This window comes from Bradyrhizobium sp. CCH5-F6 (assembly GCF_001556045.1).
In the GTDB taxonomy this organism is placed as follows: domain Bacteria; phylum Pseudomonadota; class Alphaproteobacteria; order Rhizobiales; family Xanthobacteraceae; genus Bradyrhizobium.
In genome coordinates this window covers 20814-39771 of record NZ_LSIC01000115.1, presented here as the reverse complement: position 1 = coordinate 39771, position 18958 = coordinate 20814, and the positions used below count along the sequence as shown (strand labels likewise).

Genomic DNA, 18958 nt, shown 5'->3' with positions numbered 1-18958 from the left:
CAGGAGGAGTCCCGATCCAAGGCGTCATCGCCCGCCCGCGAGCGGGCGCTGCGCTCAGTTCGCGGCCGTGCCGTTCTTGGTCTTCTTCGGCGCGCTGGTTGCGGCCGACGCCTTCGGGGCCGCCGGCTGCTTCGGCGGATCGGCACGCATGCCGCCCCAGGGATCGTTGGACGTCTTGGAGTCCGGAATCTTCTTCAGCGTCTCCCTGTAGGCCTTGTCGCGCTCGGCTTCCGCGGCCTTCTCCTCCGGGGTCTTGCTCGGCGCGTCCTGCAGCAAATTGAGATTGGGCATTTGCGCGTAGGCCGGTCCCGCCAGCACGGCCAGCACCGCGGCCAAACGGAAAAGCTTCATCATCCACTCCTTGATCATCCATGAGGCGCGGATCGCCCCGCGCCGTGTCATTTGCTCGGCCCGGCCGCGACCCCGGGGGCCGTTCAAGGCCGGGAGGGCCCGCTAGAGCCGGTCGGATCTGCACGATTTGGGGGCATGCAGCCAGTCGTCCCAGATCGGGCCGCATTTGGTACACCCGCTCAGCGCAAGGCCGAGCGCGGCCATGCAAAAGACGAGGACGCACCGACGCAACATCATCCACCCGTACCCAAGCAAGGCATCATACCGGGCCAAGTCAGGCATTTTCAAGCCGAGGGGGCCGGCGCGAGACCGGGTGACTTTGCCGCGCCGGTGCGGGCACAATGAGGCGAAACATCCGGGAACACAGGAGAGCACGACAGCAATGCAAGTGAAGCCAGAAGCCGAGTTCGGCCTCGCCGACGCCCGACGCATCCTGGGCGAGGTTTTCGCGCCTTGGGTCCAGGACCTCAACCTCGCGGTCGAGCGCATCGAGCATGCGCAGCCGGCGGACGTAGCGGACTGGCAGCCGGGCGCGCTCCTGCGCATGCCGTTTTCGGAGCGGCTGTGCCGGCACGGCGGCGTGGTCTGCGGCCAGGCCCTGATGGCCCTCGCCGACACCGCGATGGTGATCGCGATCCTCGCCGCCAATCGCGGCTACCGCCCGATGACCACGGTCGACCAGACCACGCATTTCATGCGCGCGGTCTCCTCCTCGGACGTGCTGGCGGACGCGCGCGTGGTGCGGCTCGGGCGCACCATGAGCTTCGGCCGCGTCACGCTGATCTCCGCCGCCGACGGCAAGCCGGCCGCGATGGTGTCGAGCGCGTTCGCGATGCTGCCGGGCTGAGCGTCACCCCCAAGAAGAGAGCCGCGTGAGCGCAAGGCGCACGCGGCTCTCCGTCTCGATTTCGCTTCGCTGAAGCGCGATTGCATCCGCGCTTCAGCCGGCACATTTCAGGAAATCACTTGCCGAGCACTTCGTCGGCTGCGGTGACGATGCTGGCCGTCGGATTCTTTCCGCAATAGGAACCGAACTTCTTGGCGTTCTCGATGAAGACGTCGGTATCGATGATCGCGTTGTCTTCGTCGCCCTTGTACCAGCCGTCCATCCAGGTCAGCACGATTTGGATGTTGTCTTCGCCGCTCTCGAGGAACTGCTTGCAGCTCATGGTCGAGAGGTCCCACTTGACGGCGTGGGCGGGCACAGACGACAGCGAGACCGCTGCGGCGAACAGAAGCGAAAGCGTGGTCTTCATCAGTATCTCCATCGGCGCATGGCGCCACAAAAGCAAGGCTCGCAGGCACGTTCGTTGAAACGGCTCTCCGCTTCAACGTCGTAAACAAAGTCTGAAGCGCGGTGCAAGTAGCGCCAGTATTGAGTTTAGTTGGCCGCAATTTCGATGGATTACCTTACAGCCATCAACAGGACCAACGCGAATGATCGAAAAACGCGCAGCGCAACGTCACCGTGTCTTCAAGGGTGGAACGATCACCCTCGAGACAAGCGGCATCCCTTGCACGGTGCGAAACATGTCGGCGGGCGGCGTGGCGATCGACCTCGATACCCCCGTCACATTGCCGCAATCGTTCACGCTATCGATCGCCTGCGATCATTTCGTACGGAATTGTCGCACAGTTTGGCGCAGCGACAAGCGCCTTGGACTCGCCTTTGTGCAATAACGCGCACGATGTGAACCGACGTTCGTATCGCATGCACAACACGGTCATGATCGCGTGATGCGACGGCGGCGAACCCAGCGTACCATGGCGAATGCGAGCGCGACGAGTGCGATCGCGATCGCCGCCGATGCCGCAACGAATCGTCCGCCGGGACGATCTAACGTGCGCGACTGCAATGTCGGCGCCTCTCCCGGCCGCGCCAGACGGAATGCAACGACGCTGTCGCCGATCGAGGTGCCTGCCTCGGAGTGGCCGCCGGCGCCGATCGCGACATATTGCTCGCCCTTCCAGAGATAGGTCATGGGATTGGCGACGCCCGGCACCGGAAGCCGGCCCTGCCACAGCTCCCTGCCGCTGCGCGCATCGAAGGCCCGCAAATAGGCATCCATCGCGCCGGTGAAGACGAGGCCGCCGGCCGTGACAGCGAGGCCGTTGACGAGCGGCGCGCCCCAGGGCAGCGGCAGGCCGAGCGGCGCCAGATCCTCGGTGGTGCCGACCGTCGAGCGCCAAAGCACTTTGCCGGCCTTCAGATCGACCGCGACCATCTCACCCCAGGGCGGCTTGTTGCAGAGCAGTCCGAGCGGCGACGTCATCACCGCCCGCGACACCGCGAACGGTGCACCGCGCTGCGGGCCGAAATCGTGACCGGGCGGCGGATTGAATCCGGCCGCCTCGGCGCGCGGGATCAGCTTGATGAGATGAGCGGCGCGGCTGGTGTTGGCATAGAGGATCTGGCTCTCCGGATCGAACGCGGCGCTGCCCCAGTTCACGCCTCCGCCGGTGAACGGAAACACCAGCGTGCCCTGCACCGAGGGCGGCGTGAACAGACCCTCGTTGCGTGCTTGCGCGAACTGACGTTCGCATGACGAGCGGCCAAGGCCAGGGAATAGCGAGAGCGCATCATCGGTCGAGATCGTCTGCGGCGTCAGTGCCGGCACATGCGTCGGGAATGGCTGTGTCGGCGACAGCGCTTCGCCTTCGGCGCCGCCCTGCGGCACCGCACGTTCTTCGACCGGCCAGACCGGCTTTCCGGTCTCGCGGTCGAGCACGAAGACGAAGCCATGCTTGGTCGGCTGGATCACGACATCGCGCTGCCCATCGCCGGTGTCGACGCGCGTCAGCGTCGGTTGCGCCGCCAGATCGTAATCCCAGACGTCGTGATGCACCGTCTGGAACGCCCACACCAGCTCGCCGGTCTCGATGCGCAAAGCGACCACCGAATTGGCATGCTCATTGTTGCCCGGCCGCCTGCCGCCCCAGAAGTCCGGTGACGGCGAGGTGGTCGGCAGGAAGACGAGCCCGCGCGTCTCGTCGACCGACATCGGCGCCCAGACATTGGCATGGCCGGCTTCGATGCCATCGCGCCGGAGCGGCTCGAAGCTCCAGCGCGGCTCGCCGCTGCGCGCATCGAACGCGCGCACCGCGCCGCTCGGCGCCTCGACACGGCGGTTGTCGGCGATCGCGGATCCGACCACGACGACACCGCGGCCGACCGCGGGCGGCGAGGTGATCTGGAATTCGCCGGGCCGTTCCAGCGGCATGCCGATGTCGATCTTGATCTCGCCGTCCTTGCCGAAATCGGCGCAGGGAAGTCCCGTCTTCGCATCGAGCGCGATCAGGCGGGCATCGTTGGTGCCCATGAAGATGCGCGATCGGCAGACGGCATCCCGGGGTACCCCGTCATCGATCCAGTACGTGACGCCGCGGCAGACATAGCGATTGGCAGGACGTTGATTGGTGGCGATCCCGGGATCGAAACGCCATTTCTGCGCACCGGTGCCGGGATCGAGCGCGATCACCTCATTGAAGGGGGAGCAGAAGACGAGGCTGTCCTCGACGAACAGCGGCGTCGCCTGGAATTTGGTCCGCCGCATCAGCTCGCGTGGGCGCACGGCGAGGTCGCCGGTGTGATATTCGAACGCGCGGACGAGCTGTCCGACATTGCCCGGCGTGATCTCCCGCAACGGCGAGAAGCGCGAGCCGCCGACATCGCCGCCCCAGCTCTCCCAGGCAGAGCACGGCTGCACGACAAACAACGAGAGTGCGAGCCCAACCGAAATCAACAGGCAGGTCCGCAACATCCACCTCACTTCATTTCGGCTTCTTGGCAGGCTCGCTCGGGCGCGCCCCGCCCCACGGGTCGTACTTGTCCTTCGGTTCGGGAATGCGCTCGAGCGCGGCCTTGTAGGCCTTTTCGTCGACCTTGGGGCTGTTGTCCGCCGGCTTGGGTCCGTCATTGGGCTGGCGGCGACCCTGCGCCTCGGCCGATCCAGCTGCCAGCGCCAGAACCGCGGCCGCCATGACCAGAATCCTCATCGGTGCAATCCCCCTCGTGTGGGGTACAAACTAGCTCGCAATCGCCGAATAGCAAATGCCCGGGGGTTCCAGGACTTCAGCAAATCTTGATCGCTCGGGACTTCGCCGGATCGCATTCGTGCCTATCTGTCGGCCCGCAGGGACCTCCAGGGATGTTGTTGCGGATCATTGCTCATACGGCGCTGGTCATCGGCGCGCTCGGACTCAGTGCCTGCGGCTTTGCCGACAGCCGCGCACCGGTGCCGGAATTCATGCGCATGAAGGAGGCGGAGCAGCCGCCGCCCGAACCGCCTCCCGACGTCAAGCGCCTGGTACGCGAGCAGATCGACGTGGTCTTTCTCGCAACGTCCTATCCGCGCGAGGTGCACGTCGCCCCGCCCCATCGCGAGGTGCGAGGACCGGGTTGGACGGCGTGCGTGCGCGCGCAACTCACCTCCGCGACCGGGACGTCGCTCGGCGCCCAGACCTACGTCGTGACGATCAACGGCGGAAAGGTCGTGGACCGCCGGCGGGCGGAAGCCGACGACGTCTGCGGGACGGAGTCCTACGAGCGGATCTAGGAACCCGACGTTGGGTTCCGGGAAATACAAGCATCGCAGCAGGGAACGATCGCCGCCGCCCCTTCTTGTCCCGCCGAGGGCAATCTCGGAGGAGGATATGATGAGGACGTTTACGATTGCGCTGTTGGCCGGCGTCGGTGCTTTGGCGGCCGCGTCGAGTGCGAAGGCTTTCGATATCTACACGACCAGCGAGTACACCAACCCGGATCTTGTCCAGCAGGTACGGCTCGTCTGCGACGACGCCGGCCGCTGCTATCGCACGCGCAGCGGCTCGCGCGTGATCGTACGCGATTCCTACAACTACATGCCGCGCGACCGCTATCACGAGCGCCGGAGCTATCATCGCAATTGGGACGACGGCCCGCGCGCCGGAGTCGGCATTCGCGCGCCCGGCGTCAGTGTCGGCGTCGGTGTCGGCGACCGCTGGTAATCGATCAAGCTTGGTGGCGGGATCGGACGAGACTAGTCGCCCGGTCCCGTTCGTATGATCGTATGGGATGATGCCGCTATACGGCGGCAGATTGCTGCTGGAACTGCTCGAAGGCCGCGATCGCATCGGCGGCGTACATCAGCGACGGACCGCCGCCCATATAGACGGTCATGCCAAGCGTCTCCTCGATCTCTTGCCGCGTCGCCCCGAGCTTGACCAGCGCTTCGGTGTGAAAACCGATGCAGCCGTCGCAATGCGCGGCGACGCCGAGCGCGAGCGCGATCAGCTCCTTGGTCTTCTTGTCCAAAGCGCCGTCGCGCGTGGCGGCTTGCGCGAGCAGCGCAAATCCCTTCATGGTGTCGGGAATGTCGTTCCGCAGCTTCTTCAGGTTGGCCGAGATGTTTTTGGTGATGTCGACGTAGTTCTTGTCCATCGGATCCTCGTTGGCTGACTTGGCTATGGCTGAAGCTCCTCGCGCGGAGCGCGCAGGGCGATGTAGATGGCGGGAATCACCAGCACGGTGAGCAACGTCGACGACGCAAGCCCGAACAGGAGCGAGATCGCCAATCCCTGGAAGATCGGATCGAGCAGGATGGTTGCCGCCCCGATCATGGCCGCAAGCGCGGTGAGCAGGATCGGCTTGAAGCGGACGGCGCCGGCTTCCAACACCACTTCGCGCAGCGACTTGCCTTCGGCGCCGCTGTGCCGGATGAAGTCGACGAGCAGGATGGAATTGCGCACGATGATGCCGGCGAGCGCGATGAAGCCGATCATCGAGGTCGCGGTGAACGGTGCACCGAGGAGCCAATGCCCGATCAGGATGCCGATCAGCGTCAGCGGGATCGGCGTCAGGATGACGAGCGGCAGACGGAAGCTCCTGAACTGGGCGACGACCAGCACGTAGATCCCGAGGATGGCCGCGCCGAAGGCCGCCCCCATGTCACGGAAGGTCACCCAGGTTATTTCCCACTCGCCGTCCCACAGCAGCGTCGGACGCGACTCGTCCGATGGCTGGCCGTGAAGGCTGATTGCGGGCTTCGGCAGCTTGCCCCAATCATGGGCATCCACGCGATCGGCGACCGCGAGCATGCCGTACAGCGGCGCCTCGAAGCGCCCGGCAAGCTCGGCCATCACCATGTCGGCGAAGCGGCCGTCGCGGCGGAAGATCGTCGGCGAGCCCTCCTCCACGGTCGCCTTCACGACCTGGCCGAGTTCGACCACCGTCTTGCTGCCCGGCAGCGTATTGGCCGGCACCGGCGTGGAGGCCAGCGCCTCGTCCCAGACCAGCTCGCGCTTTCCGAGATGCACCGCGATCTCGATCGGGTTGCGGTCCTCGCCGCGATGCGAGTAGCCGATCGAGGTGCCGCCGAACAGCGTCTGGATGGTGTCGTAGACGTCGCGCTGCTCGACGCCGAAGAATTCGAGCCGGTCCTGGTCGATCGAAAGCCGCAGCCGCGGCCGCTTATCGCCGATGGAATCGTCGATGTCGACGATGAACGGCACGTCCGCGAAGATCTTCTTGAGCTCGGCCGTGATCGCCCGGCGCGTGGTCGCATCGGGACCGTAGACCTCGGCGAGCAGGGTCGACAGCACCGGCGGCCCGGGCGGCACTTCGACCACCTTGACGCTGGTGCCGACGGGCGGACCCAGTGCCTTCAGCTTCTCGCGGAGCTCCAGCGCGATCTCGTGGCTCGCGCGCTTGCGTTCGCCGCGCGCAGCGAGGTTGACCTGCACTTCGCCGAGCTCGGGCCTCTCCCGCAAGTAATAGTGCCGCACCAGGCCGTTGAAATTGAAGGGAGCCGGCGTGCCGGCATAGGATTGCAACGAGGTGACCTCAGGCAATTGCCGCGCAATCTCGGCCACGCCGAACAACGTGCGCTCGGTCGCCTCCAGGCTTGCCCCTTCAGGCAGATCGACGACAACGGCGATCTCGGACTTGTTGTCGAACGGCAGGAGCTTGACGGTCACCGACTTGGTCGCGAACAGCGTCATCGACAGCAGCGTCGCGACGCCGACGCCGATCAGGAATATCCAGGCCGACCGCTTGCTCCGCACGATCGGCGCGGCGAAGCGCCGGTAGAGCCGGCCGAGCCTGCCTTCATCGTGGCCCGCATGCGTCGGCGCAACATCGCCCTTCGGCGCGAGCTTGAGCATCAGCCAGGGCGCGACCACCATTGCCACGAAGAACGAGAACAGCATGGCAGCCGACGCATTGGCCGGGATCGGCGCCATATAGGGCCCCATCATGCCCGACACGAACAGCATCGGCAGCAGTGCCGCGACCACGGTCAAGGTCGCGACGATGGTGGGGTTACCGACCTCCGCAACCGCCTCGATGGTCGCCTGCAAGCGCGGCCGGCCGTCGCGCATGGCCCAGTGCCGCGCAATGTTCTCGACGACGACGATGGCGTCGTCGACGAGAATGCCGATTGAGAAGATCAACGCGAACAGGCTGACGCGGTTGATCGTGTAGCCCATCAAATTGGCGGCGAACATCGTGAGCAGGATCGTCGTGGGAATCACGACGAAGGTCACCAGCGCCTCGCGCCAGCCGATCGCGATCGCGATCAGCACCACGATCGAGATCGTCGCGAGGGCGAGGTGGAACAGCAACTCGTTGGCCTTCTCGTTGGCGGTCTCGCCGTAGTCGCGCGTCACCGTCACCTGGATATCTTCGGGAAGAAGGCGCGACTTCAACGCCGCGAGGCGTTCGGCGATGTTCTCGGACACGATGACCGCATTGGCGCCGGCCCGCTTGGCCAGCGCCAGGCTGACGGCGGGCGTACGCGCCCACTGTCCGGCGGCATCGCGTGATTCCGTCCAGACGCGATGCTCCACGGTGCTCGGGCCGACGATGACGGAGGCGACGTCCTTGACATAGACCGGCCGGCCGTCCCGGCTCGTGATGAGCAATAGACCGATATCGGGAATGCCGGACAGCGTCTGGCCCGCCGCAACGCTCCGTACGATGCCGGCATCGCGGACCTGCCCCGCCAGGAACGACCGGTTGGCATCCTTCACCTTGGCTACGAGCTGCTGCAACGTGACGCCGAACAGCGACAGCTTCTCCGGATCGGCCTCGACCCGGATCTGTTGCGCCGCGCCTCCGGATATGTAGGTCAGGCCGATATCGTCGACCTTCATCAGCTCCGCGCGCAGCTTGTCGGCGAGCTCGTAGAGATCCTTGTCGGACCAGCGGCCGGCAGCTTCCGGCTTCGGCGACAGCGTCAACACCGTCACCGCGACGTCATTGATGCCCCGGCCGACGATCAGCGGCTCGGGAATGCCGACGGGAATGCGGTCGAGATTGGCACGGATCTTCTCGTGCACCCGCAGGATGGCGTCCTCGAACTTGGTGCCGACCAGGAAACGCACGGTGACCATCACGCGGTCGTCCTCGGTCTGGCTATAGACGTGCTCGACGCCGTCGATGCCCTTGACGATCGATTCCAGCGGCTTGCTCACCAGCTCCACCGCGTCCGGCCCGCGCAGGCCGTCGGCATTGACGCGGATGTCCACCATGGGAACGCTGATCTGCGGCTCCTCCTCGCGCGGGATCACCACGACGGCGATCAGCCCCACGACGAGCGCCGCGAGCAGGAACAGCGGCGTCAGCGGCGATCCGATGGTCGACTTGGTCAACCGTCCTGAGAGCCCGAGATTCACGGCCGCACCAATTGGTCGCCGGCTGAAATGCCGGACAGGATCTCGAGTCCGTCGGGCAGCGCCGGCGTCGGCAATTCGCGGCCACGCTGCACCGGCACGTCCATCGTTCCGCCCTCCTTCTGAAGCCGAACATAGTCGATGCCGAACCTGGTCGTCACATAGCTCGACGGGATGACGAAGGCCGCGCGCGTGCCGCTGGAGATCCAGACCCGCAAGCGGTCACCGACGAAATATTCGCCGAGACCCTCGACCGTCGCATCCGCAATGACGCGCCCCTCCTCGATCTGGGGATAGACGAGGTCGATGACGCCCGACTTGGCGGCTTCTCCGACGAACTCCGCGCCGTCGATGCGCACCTTGTCGCCCGCCTTGAGGAAGCGCGCGTGCCGCTCCGGCACGCGAAGCCGCAGCTTGAAGTTCTGTTGGGCGACGGTGACGATCGGATCGCCGGCGAGAACGACGGATCCTATCGTGATCAACCGCTTCAACACGCGGCCGTCTGCCGGCGCGAGCACCTGTCCCTGGTTGAGTTGCTCGTTGATCACCGCACGTTCGGCCGTCTTGGAACGCAGGCCGTTCTCGGCGACGTTCAGCGCGGTGCGCTGCTCGTCGAGCTTGATCCGCGGCAGGATGCCGCGCTCGACCAGCCCTTCGGTCCGGGTGAAGTCGAGCTGCGCCTGGTTCGCCTGCGCCTGCAGCGCCTCGATCTGCGCGTCGAGCGATTTCATCTGCAGCCCGAGCTTTTCGTCGCCGATGGTCGCGATCGCCTGGCCGGCGGCAACGCGATCCCCTTCCCTGACCTTGAGCTGAACCACCGTACCGCCGATGCGTCCGCGCGCCGGCACCACGCTGGTGCTTTCGACCGTGGCGAAGACAGCCTTCTGATCGGCGATCGATTGCGGGGTGACCACGAGTGTTTCGGCTGCCGTGGCCGGTGTTCCAGACGAGCCGATCGCCGCAAAGGCGGCCAGCAGGCCTACATATCTTATCATACTTCGCATGGAACTTTTCCGTGTCATGATCAAAACATCACCACGCCGCTGCGCAGCTCATTTCATCTGCATCGGGATGGGGCGTGTTGATCCTGCTCAAGGCGCCCTCACCCGAGCTCTCCTAGGTTTCATCTCGTCCTTGCGGACCTCGGCGCGCAGAACGCCTGATAGAGCGTCTTCAGCACCTCGCGCGCCGGCTCGCTCGCGATCGAATAGAAGATCGTCTGCGCCTCGCGCCGGGCAGACACCAGTCCATCCTTGCGAAGGAGCGCAAGATGTTGGGAAACCGTGGAGTCCCGGAGGTTCAGGAACGCGGCGAGTTCACCGACCGACCGCTCGCCATCGATCAACTGGCAGATGATGAGCAGACGATGTCGGTTGGCGAGCGCCTTCAGCAGCTCGCTCGCCTGATCTGCCGCCCGCTCCATGATTTCAGGATTTATATTCATACTTGCGTATATATGGAATTACGAATATATAGTCAAGCGCCGCACGACAGCCGGAGCTAAACCGGCGGGGCGGCTTGGTCCAACGGAGGTACCCATGGCGGAAGTTGTCGTAATCGGAGCTGGTCTGAGCGGAACACTGATGGCCTATGAATTGCTGCCGCAGTTGAGAAAGGAGGATCGCCTCAGCGTCGTCTCGCAAGGCGCCGTCTATCATTTCGTCCCATCCAATCCTTGGGTCGCCGTCGGCTGGCGCAAGCGCGAAGAGATCGAGATTGATCTGGCTGACATCATGAAACGCAAGGGCGTGCGACTGCTCACGCAGGGCGCCAAGCGCGTCCATCCGACCGAGAACCGTGTCGAGCTCGGCGACGGCACGTCGATCGACTACGACTACCTGGTCGTCGCGACCGGTCCCGAACTGGCGTTCGACGAGATTCCCGGTCTCGGGCCGCAAGGCCATACCCAGTCGATCTGCCATGTCGATCATGCCACGCATGCACGCGAGGCCTTCGAGAAGCTCGCGGCGAACCCCGGCCCGGTCGTCATCGGCGCCGTGCAGGGCGCTTCCTGTTTCGGGCCGGCCTACGAGTTCCTCTTCATCCTGGAGACGGAGCTGCGACGGCGGAAGCTGCGTGACCGCGTGCCGATGACGTTCGTCACCTCGGAGCCGTATATCGGCCATCTCGGCCTCGACGGCGTGGGGGACACCAAGGGTCTCCTGGAAAGCGAGATGCGGGAGAAGCACATCAAGTGGATCACCAACGCCCGCGTCGACAACGTCGCCCCCGGCCTGATGTCCGTGGAGGAGTTCGCCGACGACGGCACGTCCCGCAAGGCCCACGAACTGCCATTCGCCTATTCGATGATGTTGCCCGCCTTTCGCGGCGTCGAGGCGGTGCGCGGCATCGAGAAACTGACCAATCCGCGCGGCTTCGTTGTCGTCGACAAGCACCAGCAGAACCCCGCCTTTCCCAACGTGTTCGCGGTCGGTGTCTGCGTCGCGATCGCGCCGGTCGGCGCAACCCCGGTGCCGGTCGGCGTCCCCAAGACGGGCTTCATGATCGAATCCATGGTGACGGCGACGGCGATGAACATCGGCGCCCTGCTTCACGGCAAGGCGCCCACGGCAGAGCCGACCTGGAACGCGATCTGCCTCGCCGACTTCGGCGACTCCGGCGTCGCCTTCCTGGCGCAGCCGCAGATCCCGCCGCGAAACGTCAATTGGTCCTCCAAGGGCGAATGGGTGCACCTCGCCAAGGTGGCCTTCGAGAAATACTTCCTGCGCAAGATGCGGCGCGGCGAGAGCGAGCCGTTCTACGAGCGCTTCGTTCTCGACAGGCTGAACATCGCCAAGCTCAAGGAGGTCCGAACCGGCACATGAGCACGACACGCCAGATCGTCTGCGGCAGTTGTGGGCGCATCAACCGCTTGCCGGTCGAACGCGCGGCGCAAGATGCGCGTTGCGGCGCCTGTCACCAGCCGATCTTCACCGGTCATCCGATCGAGGTGGACGAGGAGGCCTTCGGCCGCCATGTCGGCAACAGCGACATCCCCGTGCTGGTCGACGTCTGGGCACCGTGGTGCGGCCCGTGCCGCGCCATGGCACCGATGTTCGAGCGCGCCGCGCAGCAGCTGGAGCCGAACGTCCGGCTGTTGAAGCTCAACTCGGACAACGCACCTGCACTGTCGTCGCGCCTCAACATCAGCGGCATCCCGACCCTGCTGTTGATGCGCGGCGGCCGCGAGATCGCCCGGCATTCCGGCGCGATGGATGCACGCAGCATCGTCGCCTGGACCGAAGCCGGCCTGACCCGTTCGTAACTTAGCCAGAAAGAAGGAGCCTGCCATGAATGTCGATAAAGCCGTTCTCGCCTTTGCCGGATGCGTCGTCCTGCTCGGTCTCGCACTCGGCGCCTATGTCAATGCGTATTGGTACCTGCTGACGGCATTTGCCGGGCTGAACATGTTGCAGGCCTCGTTCACCGGCTTCTGCCCGGCGGCGATCGTGTTCAAGAAGCTGGGACTGAGCAGCGGTTGCGCGTTCTCCTGAACGCGTAATCAAGCCTGCGATACGGGGGAACTTGCCATGGCCGACGACACCTTCATCGAGGGGCCTCTCTACGAGAAGCGGAGGAAGGTCTATCCGCAGTCGGTCCACGGCCCTTTCCGCCGTATCAAATGGGCGATCCTCTGCGTCACGCTCGGGACTTACTATCTCCTGCCGTTCGTGCGCTGGGATCGCGGGCCTGGCCTGCCCGACCAGGCCGTGCTGATCGACTTCCCGCATCGGCGCTTCTACTTCTTCTTCATCGAGCTGTGGCCGCAGGAGGTCTACTACTTCACCGGCCTCCTCATCATCGCGGCCATGACGCTCTTCCTGATGAACGCGGTCGCGGGGCGGCTGTGGTGCGGCTACATGTGTCCGCAGACCGTGTGGACCGACCTGTTTTACGCGGTCGAGCGCTGGGTCGAAGGCGACCGGCGCGAGCGCATGCAGGGCGACAAGCGTTACTGGACGTTCGATCACCTCCGGAAAGTCGCACTCAAGCACTTCCTCTGGATCATGATCGCGTGGTGGACCGGCGGCGCGTGGGTGCTCTATTTCGCAGATGCGCCGACGCTGGTGAGGGAGCTCGCAACCTTCCAGGCGCCCTTCATCGCCTATCTCTGGATCGGCATTCTCACCGCCACCACCTACGTCTTCGCCGGCCACGCGCGCGAACAGATGTGCATCTACATGTGCCCGTGGCCGCGGATCCAGGCGGCGCTGACCGACGAATGGGCGCTCAACGTCACCTATCGCCGCGACCGCGGCGAGCCGCGTATGTCGGTGAAGAAGGCGGATGCCGCCCGCGCGCAGGGCAATCTCGCCGGCGACTGCGTCGACTGCCATCAGTGCATCAATGTCTGTCCGACCGGCGTCGACATCCGCAACGGCATCCAGCTCGGCTGCATCCAGTGCGGCCTGTGCATCGATGCCTGCGACAACGTCATGAGCGAAATCGGACGGCCCAAAGGCCTGATCGGCTACGACACCGACATCAACATGCAGCGTCGGCGCGAAGGCAAGCCGCCGATTTACCGCATCATTCGTCCCCGCACCCTGGTCTATGCCGCAGCCATCGCCATCGTCGGCAGCATCATGCTGTACACGCTCGCCACGCGCGCGACGATGGACGTCAACGTGCTGCACGAGCGCAATCCCCTGTTCGTCCAGCTCTCGGATGGTGGTGTGCGCAACGACTACACCGTCCGCATCCTCAACAAGGGCCCGCAACGATCGTTCGCGATCGAAGTCTCCGGCTTGCCCGGCGCGAGCATTCGCGTCGCGGGCGTCGGGCCGAGTTCCGACGGCAAGCCCGTCGTCGAGGTCGGGCAGGATCAGACCAGCGAAGTCCGGCTGTCGGTGCAGGTCGGCCCGGCCGATCTGCCGAAGACTCCGCGCGACATCGATATCGCCATCACTGACACGATCAGCGGCGAACGTGCGGGTGCGCGCGACCATTTCGTCCCGGGTGACAAATAGCCACCGGTGGGACATCGCTGACACTGAGGAGGAATGGACAGGCAGGCCGCTCACGACCGGAGCCGGGACTGCAGGCGCTTTCGCCGGTTCAAGCGAACAGCGGCTGCTCCCGAGCCATCGCAGGTTGGATCGGAATGGCATCACAGTCCCGCACCTCATCGGTGATCACGTTGAAGCGCACGAGCTCCGCCGGGCCAAAAGCAGTCGAAATGGCGACGTCGGCTGCATCCCTGCCGCGCGCGATCACGACGCGGCCGATCCGGGGATGATTGTGCCGCGCATCGAACGTGTACCAACGTCCGCCGATGTAGGCTTCGAACCAGGCGCTGAAATCCATCGGCGCCGGGTCCGGCGGCACGCCGATATCGCCGAGATAACCGGTGCAGTAACGGGCCGGGATGTTCATGCAGCGGCACAAGGTGACGGCCAGGTGCGCGAAGTCCCTGCAAACGCCGATACGCTCCTGGTGGCCTTCGGAAGCCGTCCGGTCGCCTCGTGCGAATTGATAGCCAAACCTGATATGGCCGTGAACGTAGTCGCAGATCGCCTGGACGCGGCGCCAGCCGCCGTTGATGTGACCGAACGTCGACCAGGCCAATTCCGTCAGCCGCTGAGTGTCGCAGTAGCGACTGCCGAGCAGATACACCAGCGCTTCATCGGGAAGCTGGTCCAACGGAATCTGTTCGGCATGAGGCGCAACCTCGTCGGGCAACCCGCCATCCTCGATGATGAACTCGTTTCGAATGTTGATTTGACCGACAGGGGCGACAAGCCGCGTGCAGACGTTGCCGAACCCATCCCTGTAGTCCCTGAGCGCAACGTTGGGCGACACCCGGACGGCATGATCGGTCAGGAGGTCGCCTTGCCGTGACGGATGAACGCTCAGCATCAGCACCATCGGCACGTCCTGGAAACAGTTGAACGCAATGTCGTAGCCTGCCCGGATCTTCAAGATCGTGTCCTCTGCATGCCGTTGATGTCGTTCGACAAGCGCGGGGCGGGATCATTGGTTCCGCGTGCGCTCCTGCGAATCTGCTGAAATGCAAGGCACTTGTGCGGTCTGCACGGACAATTGGGCTCTTGGAACCGATGCAGAAGCAGGCTCATATGGCGCGAGCCCGAGTACACCAGATGCCCCTCTATTCCGTCCACCACAGCACGACCTACCGCTACCGGCAGCCCGTCAGGCTCGGGCAGCACCAATTGCTGTTTCGCCCGCGCGACAGCTTCGATCAGCGCCTGCTCGCTTGCCGAATCGCGGTCCGCCCCGAGCCGTCGGAAATCCGCTGGATCCACGACGTGTTCGGCAATTGCGTAACCATCGTCGATTTTGCGGCCCGGACCGACGTGCTGGAGTTCGACACCATGATCCGGCTGGACCACACGCCCGAGAACGCGCCGGACTTCCGGATCGAGCCGTACGCCCGCGAGCATCCGTTCGCCTACGACGAGACCGAGTTGCCGGATCTTGCACCGTACATGCTCCGGCATCATCCCGGCGACGTCGCCGTCGACGACTGGTTGTCGAAGTTCATTGCGCCCTCGGCGAGCCGGCCGACGGGGCAACTGCTGATGACGCTCAACGAAGCGATCGCGGAAGGTTTCTCCTATCGGAGGAGAACCTCGCATGGCACCCAAACCCCCGCCGAAACGCTCGAGCTGCAGCAGGGAACGTGTCGCGACTTTGCCCTGCTGATGATGGAGGCCGCCCGATCGCTCGGTTTTGCGGCGCGCTTCATCACCGGTTACGTCTACGTGCCAGACCGTGACGGCCCGGCACGGCTGGGCGGAGGCTCGACCCACGCATGGTGCTCGATCTACGTGCCGGGCTCGGGCTGGGTCGAGTTCGATCCGACCAACGGGATCGTCGGAAACCGCGATCTGATCAGGGTCGGAGTTGCCCGCACGCCGGCCCAGGTGATCCCGCTCTCGGGGTCCTACTGGGGGGAGCCGGACGACGAGCTCGGAATGGAGGTCGCGGTCAACGTGAAGACGGAGACCGGGCCGGAGCCCGAGGAAACGGGCACGGCGGCGCCCGATCGGGCTGCAATATCCTCAACGGGACGTTAACAGGACCGCTCGGATTGATTCTGGGTCCCAACGGTATCTTTCCAATCTTTGCGCTAAGGATGGTCCTTCTGAGACGGGCCTTGCCCGCGTAAACGGGGACGACGGGACGTGGTCGACATCGCGCATCAGGCAGCGATCAATCCGGCATCGGCTGAGCACGCCGCGAGGGTGCGCGCGCCTGTGCCGCTGACGGCGATCGAGCCCGGTCAATGGCGCGCGCTCGCACAGCGGGCTGTCGAACCGAACGGATATTACCTGCCCGGCTGGGAGCTCGCCGTCAGTGCGACCGCGCGCGGCCGCACGGACGCCTCGGCGCTGACAGCCTTCGACGGATCCGGGACGCGGCTGATCGGGCTGATGCCAGTCAACTCGCTCTGGCGCGCCTGGAAGATCCCCCTGCCCGCGCTGGCGAGCGCGCATCCCTATGGCACGCTGTGCAGCCCGTTGATCGATCGCGACGCGCCGCTCGAGGCCGCCACGCGCCTGTTGCAGCAGGCGCGCGCGACCGGCGCACATGCGCTCGTCCTGAACGACGTCGCCCTCGACGGCGCGGCGATGAATTCGCTGAAACAGGTCCTGGAGCGCGACGGCCTGCGGCCGCGTGTCCTCTCCTCCTACATCCGCGCCAGTCTCGATGCGACACGGGATGGCGAGACGCTGCTGCGCGAGGCGCTCGGCACCAAGAAGCTCAAGGAGCTGCGGCGCCAGCGCAATCGTCTCGAAGAACACGGCGCCGTCGTGTTCGAGGTTGCGCGCAGGCCCGACGAGATCGGGCCGGCGCTCGAAACATTCCTGCAGCTCGAAGCCGGCGGGTGGAAAGGCAAGCGCGGCACCGCGCTGATCCAGCATGCGGGCGATGCGACCTTCATCCGCCGCGCCGTGCCGGCGCTGGCTGAGACCGCGCAGTGCGAGATCGTCTCATTGCGCGCCGGCCCGACGCCGGTCGCCGCCGGCATCGTGCTGCGCCACCAGGACCGCGCCTTCTTCTTCAAGCTCGGCATCGACGAGCACTTTGCAAGATATTCGCCGGGCGTGCAGCTCACGCTCGACCTCACCCGCCATCTCTGCGCCGATCCCGCCATCGCCAGCGCGGATTCGACGGCGAGCGCCGATCACCCCATGATCAATCCGATCTGGCGCGGGCGCTTCGCGATCGGCGATGTGCTGATCCCGCTGCGGCGGTACGATCCGGTCGTGACGCTGGTTCATGCCGCATTGGCGGCACACGGCGCCGCCTACGCCGCAGCACGCCGCGCAGTTCGCCTGCTCCGCAAGTAGACCAGCTACTCCGCCGCCTGCGCGTTGATCTCCGCCGAGACCTGGCGGATGGCGCGGGCGAGCAGGTTCGGATCCTGCGCGCCCGAGACGGCGTATTTCTGCGCGAAGACGTAGGTCGGCACGCCGGAGATGCCCTTCTCGGCGGCCTCCTGTGCATCCGCCGAGACGCGCGCGACGTCCTCGTCGGTGGCGAGGCGCTTGCGCACGTCGTCGGCATCGAGACCGACATCGGCGGCCGCCTGCACCAGCACGTTCACATCGGTGAGATCGCCGCCGTCGCGGAAATACAGCTCCATCAGGCGCTGCTTCATCTCCGGCGCCTTGCCGATCGCCTCGGCCCACAGGATGAGGCGGTGGCAGTCGGTCGTGTTGGGCTGGCGCGCCACCAGCTCGGGCTTGTAGACGAGGCCCTCCTCGCCCGCGGCCGCGACGACGCGCCCGGCAATGCCCTTGTAGGCTTCGACCGAGCCGAACTTCTGGGTGAGATAGGCCTCGCGGCTGATACCCTCGCGCGGCACCCAGGGATTGAGGAAGAAGGGACGGAAGTTGAGCTTGACCGGAACGTCGGGCACGAGCGCGAGCGCGCTCTCGATCCGGTGCTTGCCGATGTAGCACCAGGGGCACACCACGTCGGAGACAACGTCGATCTGCAGCGGTTTCAGCGTGCTCATGTCAGGCGCCTCCTTCGGGCGGTGCGGGTTCGCCCAAAGATACGCAGAAGCCGCCCCGAGGCAAGAGCGCTAGGTCATGGCTGCTGCCATCTGCTTCAGCCGTTCGGCCGTGCGTTCGTCCGCCGGAAAGAACGTCTCCAGCGCCAGCTCCGACAGCGTGATGTCGACGGGCGTGCCGAACACCATGGTGGTGGAGAAGAAACTAAGTATCTCGCCCTCGTGCCGCAGCTTGAAGGGGATCGCGACATTGTCGCTCGACAACGGCGCCGAACGCGCCGGAATGGGATATCCCTTCAAATCATTGTAGAGCTTGATCAGCTCGGGATCGGCGGTGGCCTCGCATTGCCGGTGCAGCCGCTCCAGCAGGTGCCCGCACCATTCCGCGAGGTTGACGGTGCGAGGCGCCAGCGCCTCGGGATGGAAGGCGAGCCGCAGCACGTTGAGGGGCTGGCCGAGCAGATGCGGCGGGATCCCCGCGAGCAGCGGTGCCACCATGCGGTTGGCGGAGACCAGATTCCAGTGCCTGTCCACTGCAAGCGCGGGATTGGGCTCATGCGCTTTGAGCACGAGGTCGATCGCCTGGCGGGCTGACTTCAAGGCTGGATCCTCCAGCGTGCGTTGAGGGAACGCCGGCGCGTAACCTGCGGCGACCAGCAGCACGTTGCGTTCGCGCAAGGGCACGTCGAGGCGCTCGGCGAGCCTCAGCACCATGTCGCGCGAGGGCGCGGCGCGGCCGGTCTCGACGAAGCTCAGATGCCGCGCCGAGATCTCGGCCTCGCCGGCGAGATCGAGCTGGCTCATGCGGCGGCGCTGCCGCCATTCGCGCAAATGGTCGCCGATATGGACGGACTGGCTGCGTTCGGTTCGCGCCGTGGATGCATGTGCGTTCATGGTCGAAAATCTAGCATGCGGATTTCGGCCCTTCCATTACCCGCGAGGTAATCGAAATGGGGCGGTAGCGCGCGCATC

General features: G+C 65.3%; 21 protein-coding genes. 10 read left to right on the top strand and 11 right to left on the bottom strand.

Features of this window, described 5'->3' with window-relative positions:
• Window positions 1–54: 54 nt before the first annotated feature.
• Entirely contained in the window at window positions 55–351 is a 297-nt protein-coding gene (locus AX729_RS20675; RefSeq protein ID WP_061026234.1) for a hypothetical protein, read from the bottom strand.
• A gap of 382 nt (window positions 352–733) precedes the next feature.
• Here AX729_RS20675 and AX729_RS20665 point away from each other — a divergent pair, with 382 nt between their 5' ends.
• Entirely contained in the window at window positions 734–1198 is a 465-nt protein-coding gene (locus AX729_RS20665) for a PaaI family thioesterase (protein ID WP_061026212.1), read from the top strand.
• A gap of 115 nt (window positions 1199–1313) precedes the next feature.
• Here the strand turns inward: AX729_RS20665 and AX729_RS20660 are convergent, their stop codons facing one another.
• On the bottom strand, window positions 1314–1607 hold the full coding sequence (locus tag AX729_RS20660) for an HdeA family protein (protein ID WP_061026233.1): 294 nt from the start codon (window positions 1605–1607) through the stop codon (window positions 1314–1316).
• Between the two features lie 181 nt (window positions 1608–1788).
• Between AX729_RS20660 and AX729_RS20655 the strand changes: the two genes are divergently transcribed.
• Entirely contained in the window at window positions 1789–2031 is a 243-nt protein-coding gene (locus AX729_RS20655) for a PilZ domain-containing protein (RefSeq protein ID WP_061026211.1), read from the top strand.
• Between the two features lie 44 nt (window positions 2032–2075).
• Here AX729_RS20655 and AX729_RS20650 read toward each other — a convergent pair whose 3' ends face one another.
• Both AX729_RS20650 and AX729_RS20645 read right to left on the bottom strand, forming a co-directional pair.
• Window positions 2076–4112 carry a pyrroloquinoline quinone-dependent dehydrogenase gene (locus AX729_RS20650; protein ID WP_061026210.1) on the bottom strand — a complete coding sequence of 679 codons (2037 nt, stop codon included), beginning with the start codon at window positions 4110–4112 and terminating at the stop codon, window positions 2076–2078.
• A 10-nt stretch (window positions 4113–4122) separates the two neighbouring features.
• On the bottom strand, window positions 4123–4347 hold the full coding sequence (locus AX729_RS20645; RefSeq protein ID WP_061026209.1) for a hypothetical protein: 225 nt from the start codon (window positions 4345–4347) through the stop codon (window positions 4123–4125).
• A 155-nt stretch (window positions 4348–4502) separates the two neighbouring features.
• Here AX729_RS20645 and AX729_RS20640 point away from each other — a divergent pair, with 155 nt between their 5' ends.
• Window positions 4503–4907: a hypothetical protein gene (locus AX729_RS20640; RefSeq protein WP_061026232.1), complete on the top strand. Its 405-nt coding sequence runs from the start codon at window positions 4503–4505 to the stop codon at window positions 4905–4907.
• Between the two features lie 97 nt (window positions 4908–5004).
• Window positions 5005–5337, top strand: coding sequence for a hypothetical protein (locus tag AX729_RS20635; RefSeq protein ID WP_061026208.1), 333 nt, complete (start codon window positions 5005–5007; stop codon window positions 5335–5337).
• Between the two features lie 76 nt (window positions 5338–5413).
• On the opposite strand, the gene AX729_RS20630 is transcribed toward AX729_RS20635, so the two are convergent.
• From AX729_RS20630 to AX729_RS20615, 4 genes are all read right to left on the bottom strand, one after another.
• A complete protein-coding gene (locus tag AX729_RS20630) occupies window positions 5414–5770 on the bottom strand; it encodes a carboxymuconolactone decarboxylase family protein (RefSeq protein WP_061026207.1) in 357 nt (118 codons plus the stop codon).
• 23 nt (window positions 5771–5793) lie between these two features.
• A complete protein-coding gene (locus tag AX729_RS20625) occupies window positions 5794–9003 on the bottom strand; it encodes an efflux RND transporter permease subunit (RefSeq protein WP_061026206.1) in 3210 nt (1069 codons plus the stop codon).
• The gene (locus AX729_RS20620) at window positions 9000–10004 is read right to left on the bottom strand and encodes an efflux RND transporter periplasmic adaptor subunit (RefSeq protein ID WP_082770490.1); all 1005 of its coding nucleotides are present in this window, start codon (window positions 10002–10004) and stop codon (window positions 9000–9002) included. Before AX729_RS20620 ends, AX729_RS20625 begins: the two co-directional genes overlap by 4 nt.
• A 119-nt stretch (window positions 10005–10123) precedes the next feature.
• Window positions 10124–10423: an ArsR/SmtB family transcription factor gene (locus AX729_RS20615; protein WP_197433638.1), complete on the bottom strand. Its 300-nt coding sequence runs from the start codon at window positions 10421–10423 to the stop codon at window positions 10124–10126.
• 115 nt (window positions 10424–10538) lie between these two features.
• Between AX729_RS20615 and AX729_RS20610 the strand changes: the two genes are divergently transcribed.
• The 4 genes from AX729_RS20610 to ccoG are packed head-to-tail and all read left to right on the top strand — an operon-like array spanning window position 10539 to window position 13970.
• Window positions 10539–11825 carry an NAD(P)/FAD-dependent oxidoreductase gene (locus AX729_RS20610; protein ID WP_061026204.1) on the top strand — a complete coding sequence of 429 codons (1287 nt, stop codon included), beginning with the start codon at window positions 10539–10541 and terminating at the stop codon, window positions 11823–11825.
• A complete protein-coding gene (gene trxC / locus AX729_RS20605; RefSeq protein ID WP_061026203.1) occupies window positions 11822–12265 on the top strand; it encodes a thioredoxin TrxC in 444 nt (147 codons plus the stop codon). Before AX729_RS20610 ends, trxC begins: the two co-directional genes overlap by 4 nt.
• Window positions 12266–12290: 25 nt before the next feature.
• Window positions 12291–12494 (top strand): YgaP family membrane protein, encoded by a 204-nt coding sequence (locus tag AX729_RS20600; RefSeq protein ID WP_061026202.1) that lies wholly within the window; start codon window positions 12291–12293, stop codon window positions 12492–12494.
• 36 nt (window positions 12495–12530) lie between these two features.
• Window positions 12531–13970, top strand: a complete 1440-nt coding sequence (ccoG, locus tag AX729_RS20595) for a cytochrome c oxidase accessory protein CcoG (protein WP_061026201.1) — start codon at window positions 12531–12533, stop codon at window positions 13968–13970.
• A gap of 88 nt (window positions 13971–14058) precedes the next feature.
• Here ccoG and AX729_RS20590 read toward each other — a convergent pair whose 3' ends face one another.
• Window positions 14059–14922: a transglutaminase-like domain-containing protein gene (locus tag AX729_RS20590; protein ID WP_061026200.1), complete on the bottom strand. Its 864-nt coding sequence runs from the start codon at window positions 14920–14922 to the stop codon at window positions 14059–14061.
• A gap of 179 nt (window positions 14923–15101) precedes the next feature.
• On the opposite strand from AX729_RS20590, the gene AX729_RS20585 reads away from it, so the two are divergent.
• Window positions 15102–16040, top strand: a complete 939-nt coding sequence (locus AX729_RS20585; RefSeq protein WP_063817270.1) for a transglutaminase family protein — start codon at window positions 15102–15104, stop codon at window positions 16038–16040.
• A gap of 108 nt (window positions 16041–16148) precedes the next feature.
• Window positions 16149–17318, top strand: coding sequence for a GNAT family N-acetyltransferase (locus tag AX729_RS20580; protein WP_061026199.1), 1170 nt, complete (start codon window positions 16149–16151; stop codon window positions 17316–17318).
• A gap of 5 nt (window positions 17319–17323) precedes the next feature.
• Here the strand turns inward: AX729_RS20580 and AX729_RS20575 are convergent, their stop codons facing one another.
• Both AX729_RS20575 and AX729_RS20570 read right to left on the bottom strand, forming a co-directional pair.
• Window positions 17324–17989 (bottom strand): DsbA family oxidoreductase, encoded by a 666-nt coding sequence (locus AX729_RS20575; RefSeq protein WP_061026198.1) that lies wholly within the window; start codon window positions 17987–17989, stop codon window positions 17324–17326.
• Between the two features lie 69 nt (window positions 17990–18058).
• Window positions 18059–18880, bottom strand: a complete 822-nt coding sequence (locus AX729_RS20570) for a helix-turn-helix domain-containing protein (protein ID WP_061026197.1) — start codon at window positions 18878–18880, stop codon at window positions 18059–18061.
• Window positions 18881–18958: the final 78 nt, after the last annotated feature.

Coding starts and splice junctions, on each gene's coding strand:
- AX729_RS20675 (WP_061026234.1), bottom strand. CDS start 351: ATGAAGCTTTTCCGTTTGGCCGCGGTGCTGGCCGTGCTGGCGGGACCG.
- AX729_RS20665 (WP_061026212.1), top strand. CDS start 734: ATGCAAGTGAAGCCAGAAGCCGAGTTCGGCCTCGCCGACGCCCGACGC.
- AX729_RS20660 (WP_061026233.1), bottom strand. CDS start 1,607: ATGAAGACCACGCTTTCGCTTCTGTTCGCCGCAGCGGTCTCGCTGTCG.
- AX729_RS20655 (WP_061026211.1), top strand. CDS start 1,789: ATGATCGAAAAACGCGCAGCGCAACGTCACCGTGTCTTCAAGGGTGGA.
- AX729_RS20650 (WP_061026210.1), bottom strand. CDS start 4,112: ATGTTGCGGACCTGCCTGTTGATTTCGGTTGGGCTCGCACTCTCGTTG.
- AX729_RS20645 (WP_061026209.1), bottom strand. CDS start 4,347: ATGAGGATTCTGGTCATGGCGGCCGCGGTTCTGGCGCTGGCAGCTGGA.
- AX729_RS20635 (WP_061026208.1), top strand. CDS start 5,005: ATGATGAGGACGTTTACGATTGCGCTGTTGGCCGGCGTCGGTGCTTTG.
- AX729_RS20630 (WP_061026207.1), bottom strand. CDS start 5,770: ATGGACAAGAACTACGTCGACATCACCAAAAACATCTCGGCCAACCTG.
- AX729_RS20620 (WP_082770490.1), bottom strand. CDS start 10,004: ATGCGAAGTATGATAAGATATGTAGGCCTGCTGGCCGCCTTTGCGGCG.
- AX729_RS20615 (WP_197433638.1), bottom strand. CDS start 10,423: ATGGAGCGGGCGGCAGATCAGGCGAGCGAGCTGCTGAAGGCGCTCGCC.
- AX729_RS20610 (WP_061026204.1), top strand. CDS start 10,539: ATGGCGGAAGTTGTCGTAATCGGAGCTGGTCTGAGCGGAACACTGATG.
- trxC (WP_061026203.1), top strand. CDS start 11,822: ATGAGCACGACACGCCAGATCGTCTGCGGCAGTTGTGGGCGCATCAAC.
- AX729_RS20600 (WP_061026202.1), top strand. CDS start 12,291: ATGAATGTCGATAAAGCCGTTCTCGCCTTTGCCGGATGCGTCGTCCTG.
- ccoG (WP_061026201.1), top strand. CDS start 12,531: ATGGCCGACGACACCTTCATCGAGGGGCCTCTCTACGAGAAGCGGAGG.
- AX729_RS20585 (WP_063817270.1), top strand. CDS start 15,102: ATGCCCCTCTATTCCGTCCACCACAGCACGACCTACCGCTACCGGCAG.
- AX729_RS20575 (WP_061026198.1), bottom strand. CDS start 17,989: ATGAGCACGCTGAAACCGCTGCAGATCGACGTTGTCTCCGACGTGGTG.
- AX729_RS20570 (WP_061026197.1), bottom strand. CDS start 18,880: ATGAACGCACATGCATCCACGGCGCGAACCGAACGCAGCCAGTCCGTC.